Origin of the sequence: uncultured Eubacterium sp. (assembly GCF_934561735.1) — a bacterium.
GTDB lineage: Bacteria > Bacillota > Clostridia > Oscillospirales > Acutalibacteraceae > Eubacterium_R.
This window is the reverse complement of the sequence record NZ_CAKTGT010000002.1, coordinates 94,681-111,850: the sequence shown is the minus strand read 5'-3', so window position 1 is coordinate 111,850 and position 17,170 is coordinate 94,681. Positions and strand designations below refer to the sequence as shown.

20 protein-coding genes are annotated in these 17,170 nt (G+C 36.4%); 18 read left to right on the top strand and 2 right to left on the bottom strand.

Annotated features, from left to right (window positions below; genetic code table 11):
* Nucleotides 1-568: 568 nt before the first annotated feature.
* On the bottom strand, nt 569-1,450 hold the full coding sequence (locus Q0E08_RS02490; RefSeq protein WP_294775923.1) for an ROK family protein: 882 nt from the start codon (nt 1,448-1,450) through the stop codon (nt 569-571).
* Between the two features lies 1 nt (nt 1,451).
* Nucleotides 1,452-2,144, bottom strand: a complete 693-nt coding sequence (locus Q0E08_RS02485; protein ID WP_294775921.1) for an N-acetylmannosamine-6-phosphate 2-epimerase — start codon at nt 2,142-2,144, stop codon at nt 1,452-1,454.
* A 102-nt stretch (nt 2,145-2,246) separates the two neighbouring features.
* Here Q0E08_RS02485 and Q0E08_RS02480 point away from each other — a divergent pair, with 102 nt between their 5' ends.
* The 18 genes from Q0E08_RS02480 (at nt 2,247) to spoVM (ending at nt 17,101) form a co-directional block, all read left to right on the top strand.
* A complete protein-coding gene (locus tag Q0E08_RS02480; RefSeq protein WP_294775918.1) occupies nt 2,247-3,152 on the top strand; it encodes a dihydrodipicolinate synthase family protein in 906 nt (301 codons plus the stop codon).
* A gap of 2 nt (nt 3,153-3,154) precedes the next feature.
* Nucleotides 3,155-3,811: a hypothetical protein gene (locus Q0E08_RS02475; RefSeq protein ID WP_294775915.1), complete on the top strand. Its 657-nt coding sequence runs from the start codon at nt 3,155-3,157 to the stop codon at nt 3,809-3,811.
* Nucleotides 3,812-3,953: 142 nt separating this feature from the next.
* Nucleotides 3,954-4,832 (top strand): YicC/YloC family endoribonuclease, encoded by an 879-nt coding sequence (locus tag Q0E08_RS02470; RefSeq protein WP_294775912.1) that lies wholly within the window; start codon nt 3,954-3,956, stop codon nt 4,830-4,832.
* A 21-nt stretch (nt 4,833-4,853) separates the two neighbouring features.
* Nucleotides 4,854-5,105, top strand: a complete 252-nt coding sequence (locus tag Q0E08_RS02465) for a DUF370 domain-containing protein (protein ID WP_294775909.1) — start codon at nt 4,854-4,856, stop codon at nt 5,103-5,105.
* Complete coding sequence (gmk, locus tag Q0E08_RS02460; protein ID WP_294775907.1) at nt 5,095-5,685, top strand: guanylate kinase; 591 nt, start codon at nt 5,095-5,097, stop codon at nt 5,683-5,685. Before Q0E08_RS02465 ends, gmk begins: the two co-directional genes overlap by 11 nt.
* Nucleotides 5,685-5,894 carry a DNA-directed RNA polymerase subunit omega gene (gene rpoZ, locus Q0E08_RS02455; protein WP_294775904.1) on the top strand — a complete coding sequence of 70 codons (210 nt, stop codon included), beginning with the start codon at nt 5,685-5,687 and terminating at the stop codon, nt 5,892-5,894. Before gmk ends, rpoZ begins: the two co-directional genes overlap by 1 nt.
* Entirely contained in the window at nt 5,894-8,110 is a 2,217-nt protein-coding gene (gene priA / locus Q0E08_RS02450) for a primosomal protein N' (protein ID WP_294775902.1), read from the top strand. Before rpoZ ends, priA begins: the two co-directional genes overlap by 1 nt.
* 14 nt (nt 8,111-8,124) lie before the next feature.
* Nucleotides 8,125-8,577, top strand: a complete 453-nt coding sequence (gene def / locus Q0E08_RS02445) for a peptide deformylase (RefSeq protein WP_294775899.1) — start codon at nt 8,125-8,127, stop codon at nt 8,575-8,577.
* Nucleotides 8,577-9,506 carry a methionyl-tRNA formyltransferase gene (gene fmt, locus Q0E08_RS02440; RefSeq protein WP_294775897.1) on the top strand — a complete coding sequence of 310 codons (930 nt, stop codon included), beginning with the start codon at nt 8,577-8,579 and terminating at the stop codon, nt 9,504-9,506. The genes def and fmt overlap by 1 nt, the downstream gene beginning before the upstream one ends.
* A 7-nt stretch (nt 9,507-9,513) precedes the next feature.
* A complete protein-coding gene (locus Q0E08_RS02435; RefSeq protein WP_294775894.1) occupies nt 9,514-10,209 on the top strand; it encodes a zinc metallopeptidase in 696 nt (231 codons plus the stop codon).
* Entirely contained in the window at nt 10,206-11,444 is a 1,239-nt protein-coding gene (gene rsmB, locus Q0E08_RS02430; protein WP_294775891.1) for a 16S rRNA (cytosine(967)-C(5))-methyltransferase RsmB, read from the top strand. The genes Q0E08_RS02435 and rsmB overlap by 4 nt, the downstream gene beginning before the upstream one ends.
* Nucleotides 11,437-12,474 carry a 23S rRNA (adenine(2503)-C(2))-methyltransferase RlmN gene (gene rlmN / locus Q0E08_RS02425; RefSeq protein ID WP_294775889.1) on the top strand — a complete coding sequence of 346 codons (1,038 nt, stop codon included), beginning with the start codon at nt 11,437-11,439 and terminating at the stop codon, nt 12,472-12,474. Before rsmB ends, rlmN begins: the two co-directional genes overlap by 8 nt.
* A complete protein-coding gene (locus tag Q0E08_RS02420) occupies nt 12,471-13,199 on the top strand; it encodes a Stp1/IreP family PP2C-type Ser/Thr phosphatase (protein ID WP_294775886.1) in 729 nt (242 codons plus the stop codon). Before rlmN ends, Q0E08_RS02420 begins: the two co-directional genes overlap by 4 nt.
* A gap of 19 nt (nt 13,200-13,218) precedes the next feature.
* Entirely contained in the window at nt 13,219-15,240 is a 2,022-nt protein-coding gene (pknB, locus tag Q0E08_RS02415) for a Stk1 family PASTA domain-containing Ser/Thr kinase (RefSeq protein WP_294775883.1), read from the top strand.
* A 52-nt stretch (nt 15,241-15,292) separates the two neighbouring features.
* Nucleotides 15,293-16,174: a ribosome small subunit-dependent GTPase A gene (gene rsgA, locus Q0E08_RS02410; protein WP_294775880.1), complete on the top strand. Its 882-nt coding sequence runs from the start codon at nt 15,293-15,295 to the stop codon at nt 16,172-16,174.
* Complete coding sequence (locus Q0E08_RS02405; RefSeq protein WP_294775876.1) at nt 16,159-16,803, top strand: thiamine diphosphokinase; 645 nt, start codon at nt 16,159-16,161, stop codon at nt 16,801-16,803. The genes rsgA and Q0E08_RS02405 overlap by 16 nt, the downstream gene beginning before the upstream one ends.
* Nucleotides 16,804-16,855: 52 nt before the next feature.
* On the top strand, nt 16,856-17,002 hold the full coding sequence (locus Q0E08_RS02400; RefSeq protein WP_294775873.1) for a hypothetical protein: 147 nt from the start codon (nt 16,856-16,858) through the stop codon (nt 17,000-17,002).
* Between the two features lie 9 nt (nt 17,003-17,011).
* On the top strand, nt 17,012-17,101 hold the full coding sequence (spoVM, locus tag Q0E08_RS08880) for a stage V sporulation protein SpoVM (RefSeq protein ID WP_366775055.1): 90 nt from the start codon (nt 17,012-17,014) through the stop codon (nt 17,099-17,101).
* Nucleotides 17,102-17,170 lie beyond the last annotated feature (69 nt).

Genomic DNA, 17,170 nt, shown 5'->3' with positions numbered 1-17,170 from the left:
TTAAAAAAGTTGAAAAAAACTATTGACAATTAACAAAAAGTATGCTAATATTTAGTTGAACTTAAGGAAGAGTTCGATAATCGAAAGGAGGCTGGAGATATGAAACTTCAGATTGATACACCAGCCACCTATACAGTATCCCAATAGATAACGGAACTTTGACAGTCGCGGGTATTAAAACGGAATTAATCACCGGCTGAGATCTTATGAGATATTAATTAGTTATTGCAGGGTTGGGTAAATACTTGTAGGTGTCGGTAAAAGTTAATAGTAAGGATATATAGGATTATCATCCTGCAGGTAATCAGAGTAGATGGCTCTTAAAATTCAAACAAATATTATTGAGAGGTAAACTCCAATGTACTAAATATTATCTTTTTAGATTAAAATTTATGATAAAGAGGTAAATTCCAATGGGCTAAATAGTTTCAAATTGATTAGATTTGAGGTACGGTCCAATGTACAGATAAAAAAGTAAATATAAATTAATTACTCCCGGCTGATTCAGTCGGGAGTTACATTTTATCTTTGTTAAAAAAGGGAAGCGAAACAGTTCGCTTCCCGATTTTTATAATTTTGCCGCTTCTGAAGCAACACCCAAAAGTGCAGAGTCACCGCCGAGCTTTGTTCTTTCGATTTTAACATTACGGAAGTTTTCCATAAGTCGATTATATATTTTTCTGTCAATTAATTCAATAATATAATCCTCATTCATAATACCGCCGCCGATAACAATTAACGGAGGATTAAATATATAGATTATATTTATTAAGCCGAGAATAATTTCATCAATCCATTTATCAATTTCTGATCTAATTTCAGGTTTAGACATATTCTCTTTTTCAAATATTTGAAAAGCGTCAAGCGGTTCATCGGAGATTTTATTTACTGCATTAATCAAAGCGTTTGCAGATGCGTAACATTCAAAACAGCCCTCACCGCCGCAGGTACATTGCTTACCGCCTGCATGAGTAATCATATGACCGATTTCTCCGGCTGCAGATGTTGAACCTTTGTAAAGTTTATTGTTAAGATAAATTGCACCGCCTATACCTGTACCAAGGGCTAAACTTACAAAATCGGATTGACCTTTTGCCGCACCAAAACGAGCTTCGCCCAAAGCAACGGCGTTTACATCATTTTCAACATAGGTAGGAATTCCTGTTTTGTTTTCAATAATACTTTTAACCATCATTCCGGTATAATAGGGAATATTATCTGTTGAATAAACAACTATACCGTTTTCGCTGTCTACTTGTCCGGCAGTAGATATTGCTACACGATCAATATTATCATAGCTTTCAATAATTTCAATTATTCTTTTTATAATAACCTGACCGCCTTCTTTGGCATTTGTAGGTACTTTCTTTTTATCCGAAAGTTCAAAGTTTTCATTACATACAGCGTACTTAATAAATGTTCCGCCAATATCAAAACAGAGTATTTTCATGTTATTCCTCCAGTGATTTTACAAATCGTTTTGTAATATCCATAGGTCTGGTAATTGCAGTACCGCATACCGCACTGAATGCACCTGCTTTGTATACAGTCTTTAAATCTTCGGGGCACCAAATGCCACCCTCTGCAATAACAGGCTTGTTAAGTTCTGTAGCATATCTGTGTACAAGTTCAACATCGGGAAGATTTCTGCCTTTGGTATACGGTGTATATCCTGCCATTGTTGTACCGATTAAATCAATATCGAGTTCAACTGCTTTTTTACCTTCTTCAAAGCAAGAAGTGTCAGCCATAAAGAGTTGATTAGGATATTTTGCACGAACTTCTTTGAAAAATTCTTCAAACGAAACACCGTTCGGACGCAGACGACTTGTTGCATCTGTTGCAATAATATCACATCCGATTTCAACAAGTGCATCGATTTCTTTCATTGTAGGAGTAATGTAAACATCGCTGTCATCGTATTCCTCTTTGATAATGCCGATAATCGGTAAGTCAACTCTTTCTCTTATTGCCAAAATATCAACTATTGTATTTGCTCTGATACCTACGGCACCGCCGAGCATAGCTGCATATGCCATTTTGGACATAATGTAAGAGTCGTATAAAGGTTCGGTCTTTAATGCTTGACAGGAAACAATAAGGCCGCCCTTAATTTGCTTTAAAATTTCTTCGTTATTCCTCATATTGATAATTATATCAATTAATATATTACAATTCAACAATATTATTGAAAAAAATATTATTCTGTGATATTATTTATTAAAATATATATTTGGAGAATTGTTATGAATCTTGAAAAATTTAAAGGTGTATTTGTTGCACTCAATACAATATATGACGAAAACGATGAAATTAATATTGAAGAAATAAAAAAACTTGTTAAAGTCTATGAATCAAAAGGCGTAAAAGGTGTTTATGTTTGCGGTTCTACCGGTGAAGGATTTTTGCTTTCAACAGAAGAAAGAATGAAAGTTGCCGAAGCTGTTAAAGAAGCCGCATCGGATAACTTTACGATAATTGTTCATGTCGGCTGTGCAGGTACAAAAGAGAGTATAAAACTTGCAAAACACGCCGAAAAAATCGGTGTAGACGCTGTATCGGCTGTTCCGTCTGTATATTATCATCTATCACCGGCAAGCGTTGAAAAGCATTGGAACGGTATTATAGACTCAACAGACTTACCGTTTATTATCTACAATATTCCTCAGCTTACTTCATTTAATCTTCCGTTGGATTTGTTTAAAAGAATGGCGGCAAATCCAAAGGTAATAGGCATTAAAAATTCCGAAGAGCCTGTTTACAATATGGAAAGATACAGAACTGCGGCAGGGGATGATTTTATAATTTTTAACGGCTCGGACGAGCAATTCCTCGGAGGCAGACTTATGGGTGCAAATGCAGGAATCGGCGGTACATACGGCACTATGCCTGAGCTTTTTGTAAAGCTTGACAAATTAATTAACGAAAACCGTATCTCTGAAGCAAAAGAGCTTCAATATAAAATTAATGATGTAATTTTTGATTTGCTCGCTTTGCCTTCACTTTACGGTGCCGCAAAAAATGTAATTTCTCAAAGATTCGGCGTTAACGCCGGAGTTCCGAGAAGCCCGTTTTTACCGGTTGATAATGATGAAAAAATTACAGCTATAGTAAACAAAATTGAAAAATATATTTCAGAAACAGGAGAATAATTATGAGTGATGAAATAAGAGAAGAACAACTTGACGCACCTCTTGTTGTACATAAAAAGTCTGATGCGTCTTATCAGGATGGCGGTATTAATGTTGATATGAACGAAACTCATATTGAAGAAGAAAAAAAGCCAACTCTTGAACGCCACAGATTTAAAAAAGACCCTAACAAAAAATCAAACAAAGCTCCTGTTGTTATTTTGATTATTGTTATTATTGCCGTTGTTTTTTGTGCTCTTTATTTTACGGGTAATATTTCCTTCGGCAACAAAAGTGCAACAAAAACCACAACAGAAACCACTACCGAAACAACAACTTCTCTTGAAGAAGCATATGCCGGTACTATTGTAATTAAAGGCACATATATTTTTGTTGATGCTCAAGAAGTTGACGGTATAGAGGGACTTCAGGAAGCACTTAAATACACCGACAAATCAACCACGGCTTACAAAATCATTGATGAAAGTGCCGATTCAAACTTTCTTAACAATGATGTTTTACCCCTTTTGATGAATATGGGATTATACGATAAAAATACCGAAATTGTTCATCAAGGTTACACGGGACTTATGGCAGCCGAAGAAACAACCACTGCTACAACTACAACGGTTGCTCCTACAACTCAGGCACAACAAACAACTCAAACCACAACAAAATAATGTTTTATTTCAAGAGCCTCAATATGAGGCTTTTTGATTTTGTAAACAAATAGTTAATTTTGTAAACAATTTATTAACAAATGGTTGACTTGAATTCTCTTGTAAAATATAATATATTTAATTATTACATAAGGGGTTTAAAATGTTAAAATCAATGACTGGGTTCGGCAGAGCCCAAAAAGAGACAGACGGTTATGTTATATCCGTTGAAATTAAATCGGTTAATCACAGATATTTTGAATTTTCATCAAGAGTTCCGCGTCAATACGGTTTTCTTGATGAAAAACTAAAATCTTTCGTCAACAGTAAGGTTTCCCGAGGAAAAATCGAATGTTATGTTTCTATCGAAGCACTTAATACAGACACAGCCGATGTTGTTGTTAATCACACATTGGCAAACGCTTATGTTAACGCTCTTAAAGAAATTGCCGTAACCTATAACCTTAAGGACGATTACGGTGCTTCAACAATTTCGCGTTTTCCTGAAGTGCTTGTTTTAAGAAAGTCTGAAGATGACGAAGAAAAGCTTTGGGGATATGTTAAAGATGTTTGCTCCGAAGCGATTGATAAATTCATTGCCATGAGAACTGTTGAAGGCTCAAAAATGAAAGACGATATTTATTCAAGAGGTCAATTTATTTTGGATTGTGTTTCATATATCGAAGAGCGTTCACCTCAAACAGTTAAAGAATATAACGACAAACTTGTTGAAAGAGTTCACGAACTTTTAGGCGATGTATCTCTTGATGAAAGCAGAATTCTGCAAGAGGTTGCAATTTATGCCGATAAGGTTGCCGTTGCCGAAGAAACAGTAAGACTTCGTTCTCATATTGAACAACTCCATACATTCATTTCATCCGATGAGCCTGTCGGAAGAAAAATGGACTTTTTGGTTCAGGAAATCAACCGTGAAACCAACACTATTGGCTCAAAGGCAAACGATGTTGACATTGCACGCAAAGTTGTTGATATAAAGGCAGAAGTTGAAAAAATCAGAGAACAAATTCAAAACATCGAATAATTGATATAATCGGAGAATCAAATGAATTTAGTCAATATAGGTTTTGGAAACTTGATTAATGCGGACAGAGTTATTTCCATTATCTCTCCCGAAAGTGCACCGGCTAAAAGGCTTGTGCAAAAAGGGAAAGAAGACGGAACACTTATTGACGCAACTCACGGACGAAAAACAATGAGTATTATTATTACCGACAGCGACAATGTTGTTTTAAGTTATATGGACTTGAAACAAATTGCCGCACGCTTTGGTGTGGAGGTGCAAAATGACGAATAACAAGGGTTTGCTTATAATTTTATCTGCACCGAGCGGATGCGGTAAAGACACTGTATTTAAAGCAATCAAAGAATTAAGGAACGATGTTGTTGAATCTGTTTCGGCAACAACTCGTAAGCCGAGAGAAGGAGAAATTGAGGGAGTCAATTACTACTTCAAATCCGAATCGGATTTTCAGCTTATGGTTGTAAATGATGAACTTCTTGAATATGCAAGATATAATAATTGCTACTACGGCACACCTGTTTCCGAGGTTGAGAAAGCAATAAATGACGGCAAAATATGTTTTCTTATTATTGACGTTCAGGGTGCTCAAAGTATATTGAAAGTACGCCCTGATGCAATTTCAATATTTTTGTTGCCACCGAGCCTGAAAGTTCTTGAAAAAAGACTGATAAACCGCTCAACAAACGACAGCGAAGATGTTAAAAATCGTATGAAAATAGCACAGAGGGAAATTGATATGGCACCTCTGTACAAATACACTGTAGTCAATGATGATTTGGACGAATGTGTAAACAATATAAATAATATAATAAACAAAGAGTTATTAACTCTTAACAGTAAGGAGATAAAGTAATGTTCAATCCGGATTTAAAGAAAATGTTAAAAAATGTAAACAGTAGATACAGTCTTGTTGTAGGTACTGCAAAAAGAGCAAGAGAAATCAGAGATGAAGCAGTAGAAAACGATACTATTCTCAATGAAAAAACCGTTTCTACAGCTATTGAAGAAATTTGGGACGGCAAGTATGTAATCGAAGAGCCGGACGAAATCAAGTCAAAATAATGAAATCACTTGTAGCAACCGTTGCGGTTGATAACACTTTTTTCAGTTTTGATACAGATTACAGTTACCGTGTACCTGATGAATTTTGTAAATTTGCTCAAATCGGTTCAAAGGTAACAGTTCCTTTTGGCAGAGGAGATAAATCAAGGGATGGCATTATTGTTAATCTTTTTGAAGATTCTTCCGTTGGGCTGAAAGAAATCAAAACCGTTGAAGAAAAAGTGCTTACCGACGAAATGGTTAAACTCGCTTTATGGCTTAAGGAAAGGTGTTTTTGCACAACTTATGATTGCCTAAAACAAATGCTACCGAGAAAATACGGCATATTAAAATCTAAATCCGAAAGGATGGTAAGACTTGCCGTTGACGACGAAGGCATACTTTCAAATGTCACAAAAAAGCAAAAAACAGTTTGTGATTTATTACTCGACATCGGTTCTGCAGGTGCAAACGAAGTTTGCGAATTTTGCAGCGTAGGTATTTCCGTTCTTAAAAATTTAGAAAAAAACGGAATAATCGAATTTTATTCCAGAGAAATTTATCGCAATCCGTATGAAGGTAAAACTGCTACAGACAACAGTAAGATTATACTTTCCGATGAGCAACAAAAAGCATATCAAATCAATAAGCAAAAGCTCGGCTCCGGCAAAACGGGGCTTCTTTTCGGTATAACAGGAAGCGGAAAAACTCAAATTTATTTGAAACTTATTGACGATGTAATTTGCGAAAATAAAGATGTAATAGTTCTTGTTCCCGAAATTGCTCTCACCCCGCAAACTATGAATATATTTCATAAACGGTACGGAGATAAAGTTGCCGTCATTCACAGCGGTCTTTCTTTAGGCGAAAGGAATGACGAATATAAACGAATTGACAGAGGAATGGCAAAAATTGTAGTTGGTACAAGGTCGGCTGTATTTGCCCCAGTTCATAATCTCGGACTTATTGTTATGGATGAAGAACAGGAGCAGACATATAAGTCCGAACGCACACCTCGTTATAATGCCAAAGATGTTGCAAGATTCAGAGCCAAGTATAATAATGCTTATTTTCTTATGTGTTCGGCTACGCCATCGATAGAAACATACAGCAATGCGTTGAATGGCAAATATACCCTTTCAACCGTAACTCAAAGATACGGCGATGCAGTTTTGCCCAATGTTATCACTGTTGATATGAAAAACGAGATGAAAAGCGGCAACAAAAGCCCTATTTCATCAATACTTCTTCATCATTTAACACAAACTATAGATAACGGCAAACAAGCAATTTTGCTGATTAATCGCAGGGGATATAACACATTTATTGCTTGTAACGAATGCGGACATGTTATAACCTGTCCCAACTGCTCTATATCTCTTACATATCACAGCTTTAACAATCGCTTGGTGTGCCATTATTGCGGCTTTACAAAAAAACTCGATAATATATGTCCGGAATGCGGAAGTGAGGAAGTCAGATACAGCGGCTTCGGCACTCAGCGTATTGAAGAAGAATTGCAAGCACTTTTGCCAAATGCTAAAATTTTGCGAATGGACGCCGATACAACCACTGGAAAGTTTTCTCACGAAAAACTCCTTGAGCAATTTGCAAATAAGGAATACAATATTTTAATCGGCACGCAGATGGTTGCAAAAGGGCTCGATTTTGAGGATGTAACGCTTGTGGGTGTTGTTAATGCAGATAATTCTCTGTATGACCAAAACTACACAGCAAGTGAGCGTTCCTTTGATCTGATAACACAGGTTGTCGGCAGAGCCGGTAGGCGTGATAATTCAGGGACAGCGATTATTCAAACAATTAATACGCAAAATGAAACTATCGATTTTGCCTCGCGTCAGGATTATATCGGCTTTTATAACAATGAAATTTTGATGCGTAAGCTTATGATTTATCCGCCGTTTTGCGATATTTATTCAGCAACCTTTACAGGTGAAAACGAAAACACGGTTGCACTGTGTTCAAAGGCATTTTTTGACCGTCTTGTGGCATATAACAGCGATGAATACAAGGATATTAAACTTGTTGTCTTAGGTCCTACGGCTGCAAAGATTTCAAAAATAAACAATACATACAGATACCGTTTGGCAATTAAGTGTAAAAATTCACAAAGAATTCGTCAAATGATAACAAAAATCTTAAAAGATGTTAACAAAGATAAGATATATTCTAAGATAAGCATTAGTATTAGCTTAAATCCACCGGATATATCATAAAAAGAGGAAGTATTATGGCTTTAAGAAATATTGTTGAAATAGGTGATCCTGTTTTAAATAAAAAATGCAGAAAAATTGAAAAGTTTGATGACAAACTTTCAACCCTTATTGATGATATGTTTGATACAATGTATGATGCAAACGGAGTCGGTCTTGCCGCTCCGCAAGTCGGTATGCTCAAAAGAGTTGTTGTTATTGACTGTGGCGACGGTCCGATAGAACTTGTTAATCCCGAAATAACAATGACAGAGGGAGAACAAACCGAATCTGAGGGTTGCCTGTCTGTACCGGGTAAGTACGGTGTTTGTAAGCGTCCTGCCAAAGTTCAGGTTAAAGCTCAGGACAGGACAGGTAAATGGCACATCTATACAGGTGAAGAACTGAAAGCAAGATGCTTCTGTCACGAACTCGACCACCTTGAGGGAATTTTATTTGTATCAAAAGTTATCGGAAAGTTGGAAGGCTGATGAAAATAGTTTTTATGGGTACTCCGGATTTTGCTGTACCTTGCCTTGAAAAGTTAATTGAAGCCAAGCACGAAGTTGCGGCTGTTTTTACTCAGCCGGATAAACCGGTTGGCAGAAAACAGATTTTGACACCTCCAGAAGTAAAGGTTTGTGCTCAAAAGCATAACATTCCTGTTTATCAACCGGAAAAAATCAAAGGTTCAAATTCTGTCGAAATAATTAAAGAAATTGCACCTGATGTAATCGTTGTTGTGGCATACGGTAAAATTTTGCCGAAAGAAATTCTTGAAGCCGCACCATACGGTTGCATAAATGTTCACGCTTCGCTCCTGCCGTTATACAGAGGTGCAGCACCTATTCAATGGGCTGTCCTCAACGGCGACAAAGAAACAGGCGTTTCTATTATGCAAATGGATGAGGGTCTTGATACAGGCGATGTTTTGTATGTTGAAAAAACCGAAATAGGCGAAAATGAAACAAGCGCCGAACTATTTGACAGATTATCTGCAATCGGTGCAAGTGCTCTTGTTAAAACTCTTGATATGATAAAAAACGGCACTGCCGTTGCAACAAAACAAGCTGACATAGAATGTCAATACGCATCTATGATTAACAAATCAATGTGTCCGATTAATTGGAACGATTCGGCAGATAAAATTCATAATCAGGTTAGGGGACTTCAAACTTGGCCGGTGGCAACCACAACAGTTAATACTAAAAGCTTAAAAATTCACAAAACCGTTCATACAGACATTACCGCAAATAAAGCCGGTGAAATTGTAGATAATAGGAACAGGCTTGTTGTCTGCTGCGGTGACGGTCATTGCCTTGAAATTCTTGAGCTTCAGCTTGACGGTAAAAAAAGAATGGACACAAAGTCATTCCTTCAAGGTAATAATATTGAACTTGGTACTGTTTTAGGAGAGTAATTAAATTATGGGATATTATATGATGTACTATATGACGGGATTTATTATGATTCCTGTGTTCATTTTTGCATTGATTTGTCAGGCAAGCGTAAAAAAGAATTTTAATAAATATTCATCGGTTATCAGTCGTTCGGGAATGACAGGAGCCGATGCCGCATGGCGACTTTTACAGTTAAACGGCATCAATGATGTAAAGATTAAAAAGATTTCGGGTTCATTAACCGATTATTACGACCCAAGAACAAAAGAAATTTGCCTCAGCGAAGATGTTTTTGATTCGCGTTCAATTGCTGCTATCGGTGTTGCTTGCCATGAAGCGGGTCACGCCTGCCAGCATGCGGAAGGATATTTTCCGCTTAAAATCAGAAATTTTGTAATCCCGGTTACCAATATCGGGTCTTCTCTCGGTATTCCTCTTTGTTTAATCGGTATGTTTATCCGTTCCGAAACGGTTGCATATATCGGAATTATTTTGTATTGTTTCGTTGCAGTTTTTCAACTTATAACATTACCTGTTGAATTTAATGCGAGCAGAAGAGCTCTTGAAACTATAGAATCAAATCATTTTATGACAGACGAGGAATATTTAGGTGCCAAAAAAGTGCTTACTGCTGCCGCTTTAACATATGTTGCCGCTTTAGCTTCTGCACTTGCAACAATATTCAGACTTTTACTTGTGGTAAACGGCGGTAACAGACGATGAAAAACAGCAGACTTACGGCGTTTGATATTATTTATGATATTTTAAAAAACGGAGCTTACTCAAATATAGCTGTTGAAAAAGGTTTGACCGAAGTTGAAGCGAAAGACAAAGCGTTTGTTTCAAGGCTTGTTTACGGTGTTACAGAACGCAAAATAACTCTTGATTATTTTGTTAATAAATTTCTTGATTCTAAAACTAAACCAAAAGTTAGATTTTTACTTTATCTCGGTGCATATCAAATACTTTTTATGGACAAGGTACCGGATGCGGTTGCCGTTTACGAAACTGTGGAACTTGCCGATTCAATCGGTCTTTCATATTATAAAAAACTCATAAATGCCGTATTACATAAAATAATCGACAATAAGGATGAACTTGAAAATACAGAGGATTTGAGCATCAAGTTTTCGTGTCCGCCACATTTAATTAATATGTGGAAGAAGATGTACGGCGAAGAAAAAACACTCTTTATTCTTAAAGTTGTTAATAACAGACCTCCTGTTTTTGCAATACCAAACAGAAAATTTGTTGATGAAGGCGAACTTCAATATGAATTTTTAGACGCCGGCATTGACTGCGAAGTTTACAACGATGTTGTAAAAATCAACTCATCTTTTGATTTAAGTAATATAAAAGCATTTAAAGACGGACTTTTCTATATAGAAGATTTCAGTTCATATTCATGCGCAAAAGCTCTTGATTGTACAAACGGAGAAACCGTACTTGATATTTGTGCCGCTCCGGGAGGAAAAACATTCACCATGGCTCAATCGGGAGCAAATGTTTACGCCTTTGATTTATATGAACACAGAGTTGATTTAATAAAGAAATCAGCAGAAAGACTTGAACTTTATAATATAAAAACAGCCGTCAATGATGCTTTGGTATATAACGAAAATATACCTTTTGCAGATAAAATTTTGTGTGATGTTCCGTGCAGCGGCTTCGGTATAATCAGAAGAAAGCCCGAAATAAGATACAAAAATCTTGATGATATAAAGGCTTTGCCGCAAATCCAATATGATATTTTAAATACATCATCAAAATATTTAAAAGTAAACGGCAGAATTTTATATTCTACCTGCACTCTCAATAAAAAAGAAAACGAAAAGGTTGTTGAAAAGTTTTTACAAAATAACGTTAATTTCAAATTATTAAATGAAGTTACCGTATTTCCGAGTGAAAGCGGCGGCGACGGATTTTTCTATGCACTTATGGAAAAGATAAATGACTGATATTAAATCACTTACATTTGACGAATTAAATAGCGAAATCACCTCAATAGGTCTGCCTAAATTCAGAACAGGGCAGATCTATTCGTGGTTACACGAAAAGGGCGTTGATTCTTTTGATGAAATGTCAAACCTTTCTAAAGATTTAAGGCAGAAATTGAGTGAAAAATATTTTATCCCTTCTGTTAAAATCGAAGACAAGTATGTTTCAAAAATTGATGACACCGTTAAATACCTTTTTAAATTATACGACGGGGAATATGTGGAAGCTGTAATTATGAAATATAAATACGGATATACCATTTGTATTTCTTCACAGGTCGGTTGTAAAATGGGATGTAAATTCTGTGCATCAACGCTTGCAGGATTTAAACGCAATTTACTTCCTGCGGAAATGGAATCTCAGTTACATATTGCACAAAAGGATTTGAATATAAGAATTTCTCATATTGTTCTTATGGGTATCGGCGAACCGCTCGATAATTATTATAATGTTATAAAGTTTATAAAAACAGTTAATAATGACAAAGGACTTAATATATCCATGCGTGACATAACGCTCTCCACCTGCGGTGTAGTGCCAAAAATGTATGATTTGGCAAATGAGCAAATGCCCATAACATTAACACTTTCATTACATGCACCGAATGATAAAATCCGTTCTTCCATGATGCCCGTAAATGATAAGTGGGGTGTTGACGAGGCTATTGCAGCATGCAAAAATTATGCCGAAAAGACGGGCAGAAGGGTATCGTTTGAATACACGCTAATAAACGGTGTCAACGATACCGAGGAATGTGCAAAAGAATTAGCCTCAAAACTTGACGGAATGCTTTGTCATGTAAATTTAATTCCGGTAAATGATGTTGAAGAAAGAGGAAATGTACGCTCAACAGATAATTCAATTAAAAATTTCTGTGAAACCTTGTATTCACTCGGAATAAATGCTACAATAAGAAGAACGCTCGGTTCGGATATTAATGCTTCGTGCGGTCAGTTAAGACGCAAGAAGAATGAAGGTGAAATCCAATGAAAATAGTTGCTAAAACAGACAAAGGATTAGTCAGAGAAAATAATCAGGACGCATATGCAGTCGGTGAACTTCCCGGTGAAGTTGCATGGGCTGTTGTTTGTGACGGAATGGGCGGTGCTGCAGGCGGTAATATTGCCTCAGCTCTTGCCGTAAAAGTAATAAGCGATAAAATTACTTCGTCATATAACGAAAGAATGCGTGATTCCTCAATCAAAAATCTGCTTGATTCCGCCATTGCTGCGGCAAATATTGAAGTGTACGATATGGCATACTCAAGACCCGATTTAAAAGGCATGGGTACAACAGTTGTTGCCGTAGTAGTTAGAAACAATGTTGCATATATAGCTCATGCGGGTGACAGCAGAGCCTATTTGGTAAACGAAAACGGAGTTGAACAAATTACCGTTGACCACAGTCTTGTTCAAAATCTTGTTGACAGAGGCGAAATTACAAAGGAAGAAGCCGAGCATCATCCTAACAAAAATGTAATTACACGAGCACTCGGCGTAGATAAAAGAATTGATGTTGATTTTTCAGAAGTTGACTTGTATGAAAATGAAACATTGATTTTATGTACCGACGGTTTGAGCAACTGCGTAAATAATTCGGAATTGGCTGAAGATATAAAAGACGGTCAATATTATGCGTTTGCAGACAGATTGGTTAAAAGAGCAAACAGAAACGGCGGAAACGATAACATTACGGTTGTAGCAATCGCAATTTGAAATATATTTAGGAGAAAATATGGATAACTATGTTGGTAAAAGATTAGACGGAAGATATGAAATTCAGGAAATAATCGGTGTAGGCGGTATGTCTGTTGTTTATAAAGCATACGACAATGTAGACGACAGAATAGTTGCCGTAAAAATATTAAAAGAAGAATTTTTAAACAACGATGATTTCAAGCGTAGATTTAAAAACGAATCAAAAGCTATTGCACTTTTGTCACATGAAAATATCGTTAAGGTTTATGATGTAAATTTCGGCGAAAAGCTCCAATATATCGTTATGGAATATATCGACGGAATTACGCTTAAAGAATTCATAAATAAGCAAGGTTCAATCACTTGGAACGATGCACTTTTCTTTATGACTCAGATTTTAAGAGCCGTTCAACACGCACACGACAAAGGTATTGTTCACCGTGATATAAAGCCTCAAAATATCATCCTGCTTCCAAACGGCAACTTAAAGGTTACCGATTTCGGTATTGCAAGATTTTCCCGTTCGGATACAAAAACTCTTACGGAACAAGCTATCGGTTCGGTTCACTATATTTCACCGGAACAGGCAAAAGGTGAATATACCGACGAAAAAGCAGATATTTATTCAATCGGCGTTGTACTTTACGAAATGCTTTCGGGCAAGGTTCCGTTTGAAGCAGACAGTGCCGTATCGGTTGCACTTATGCAAGTAAACTCCAATGCCGAAGATTTGAGAAAAATCAATCCCGATATTCCTTTGGGACTTGAGCAAATTTGCATGCATGCTATGCAAAAAAATCCTGCAGACAGATATCAATCCGCAACGGAAATGCTTCTTGACATAGAAGAAATTGTTAAAGACCCAAATAAAACATTCAATTATGTAAATAACGAAGTTGTGCCTGAACCGTCACAGGAAATTGAACCGATAATTGATACCTCCGATGAATATGACGAAGAAGAAACCGAATATGACGATTCTTCAAGAAAGAAAAAAATAACCGTTGCGATTATAACAGGTCTTGTTGTTTTGATTGCGGCAATCGTTGCAATTATTATGATGTTCACATCAGGCTTTAATACCAAAACTCAAAAGCTTGAAAACTTCGTCGGTTTTTCTTATGATCAACTTCAGGATAACAGCTCATATAATTATGAATTCGTTGCAGAATACGAAAAATCCGACCAGTATGATCCGGGAACGGTCATTAAACAATCTCCTGAAGCCGGTTCAAAGGTTATGCAAGGCTCAAAGGTTACTTTGATTGTTGCTTCATCCGATAAAGATATAACTATGCCGAATGTGTATGGTTTGTCTCTTGAACTTGCTCAGCAAACCTTGCAACTTGAAGGACTTAACAATTTTAAGACTATGGATATAGCGAGCGATAATGTTGAGGAAGGAAAAGTAATATATACCGACCCTAAAGCAACAAGCGTTGTATCGGCAGAACAGGAAGTAACAATTTATGTTTCGGCAGGTCCGACAACTACAGTTATTGAAACATTAACCGTTCCGGATGTATCAGGTCTTACCCAAAGCGGAGCAAGAGCATTCCTTGAAAAATTCGGATTTACAAATATTTCTTTTGTAACACAAGACAATGCAATCAAAAAAGGTGTTGTTATTTCGCAAAGTCCGGCTGTCGGTTCACAGGCAAAGACTACCGATTCAATAAAGGTAATTATCAGTTCCGGCATTACAACCACTTCTGCACAGGCAGTTAAGTATTCTGTGGGAATTAAACTTCCGATGGTTCAAAATTATGACGGCTCTTTTGTAACCGACACATTGATTGTTAAACTCGGAAAAGACACATATTCAAGCCGTAAAGTAACACTCGACGGTAATTCGATTCCTATCGATATTACGGCAGAGAACGGAAAAGCTCAAAACATTAAAGTTTCTCTTAAATCAACGGGTGTAACCGAAACCAAGCACATTGACGGCAAAAAATCCGAAGACATTAACATTGATTTTTCAGCCGCAACAAACACAACTACAGTTGAATCAACGCAGACTACAACACCTACAACCCCAACCGAAGCAAACAACTGATGAACATTTCAACGGCGACACCCTCGCCGTTGATGTTATTTGAGAGAAACATATGACAAAAGGAAAAATTATCAAAGGCATCGGCGGCTTTTATTATGTCGATACCGACAACGAAATATATGAATGCAAGGCAAGAGGAAATTTCAGAAAACAAAAGATTACTCCGCTTGTAGGCGACAATGTTGAAATAAGCATAAACGACAAATCCGAAAACACGATTGATACAATATATCCTCGTAAGAATGAGCTTGTCAGACCACCGCTTGCCAATCTCGACAGACTCTTTATTGTTGCTTCACTTGTAGACCCAAAAATCAATACAACAATAATTGATAATTTAATCGCTATTGCCGAATTTAAAAAAATCGAACCGGTAATCGTTATTACAAAAACCGATTTGGACAACAGTGCCGACGAATATAAAACCATTTATGAAAAAGCAGGATTTAAAGTGGTTATTTGCAATAATACAACGGGTGATGGGGCAAACGAAATTCTCAGCCTTTTAAACGGCAAATGCTCTGCTTTTACAGGTAATACAGGCGTAGGAAAATCCACATTGCTCAATAATATTTTTCCGAATTTGGATTTAAAAACGGACGAAACAAGTAAAAAATTAGGCAGAGGTAAACACACAACCCGTCATTGTGAACTTTTTAAAATCGACAACGGATATATAGCCGATACACCGGGTTTTTCTTCTTTGGAATTTAAACAATGCGAAAAAATACTCAAAGATGATTTACCGTATTGCTTCAGAGAATTTGAAAAATACATAGGACAGTGCAAGTTTTCAACCTGTTCGCATACAAATGATAAAGGCTGTGCAATTATCGAAGCGGTAAATGACGGTAAAATCAGCAAATCACGACACGAAAGTTATGTATCAATGTACAACGAGGTTAAAAATATAAAAGAATGGGAACTCAAATAAAAAGATGTACAATAATATCAGGAGCACCCGATAACGATATTGAATTTTTAAAAGATAATATTGATAAAAATTCGTATATCATCTGTGCCGACTCCGGATATAAAAATTGTATCAAATCAGGATTTACTCCGGATTTAATCATAGGAGATTTTGATTCTTCCGAAAAGCCCGATATTGATTGCGAAATTATTACGCTTGAAGTTGAGAAAGCTTTTACAGATTCGTTTCATTGCGTTATGGAAGCTGTCAAAAGGGGATACAGCGAAATTCAGATTTTTTGTGCCATCGGCTCACGAATGGACCATACATATTCAAACATCCTTTCACTTGATTACTGTCAAAAACACAATGTAAAATGCTGTATTATTAATAGAAAAAACAGAATTTCACTTATAAAAGACAAAGGCATAATTAATAAGGATTATGACAATTTTTCTTTGTTTGCATATCTTTCCGATTGCAAAAGAGTTAAAATTAAAGGGGCATATTACACGGCAGGATTTTATGGAAAAGATTCTATAGACATAAATCAAGGCGACCAATTTGCTCAAAGCAATTTTGTAAACGAAGACTTTGCCGAAATTACACTTGATTCGGGAACGCTTTTGTTAATTGAAAGTAACGATTAATTACAAGTTTGCATATATTATAGTAAGCACAGATGCTACGGGGGTGTTTGCTATGAAAAAAATGTGCAAGAAAGATTATTTGTGGATTGCTTTTGGTCTGGGTTGTGTTATGGCTTGCTGTTTGCCGACCGTATGGCTTACCCGAATTCTTGCAATAGCAGTTATTATCCTCGGAATTATAATCTGTTGCAGAAAGTAGGGGGAGAAAATGAAAGTAATACTTATCAAAAGTCCAAAACTTTTAGCACCTATATTGCGAACCATTTTTAAAGTGAAGAAAATAAATTATGATGAATAGTTAAAAGGTGTTCTGCGGAACACCTTTTAAATTTTAAGTATTGAAATATATCTTTATTTATTATATAAT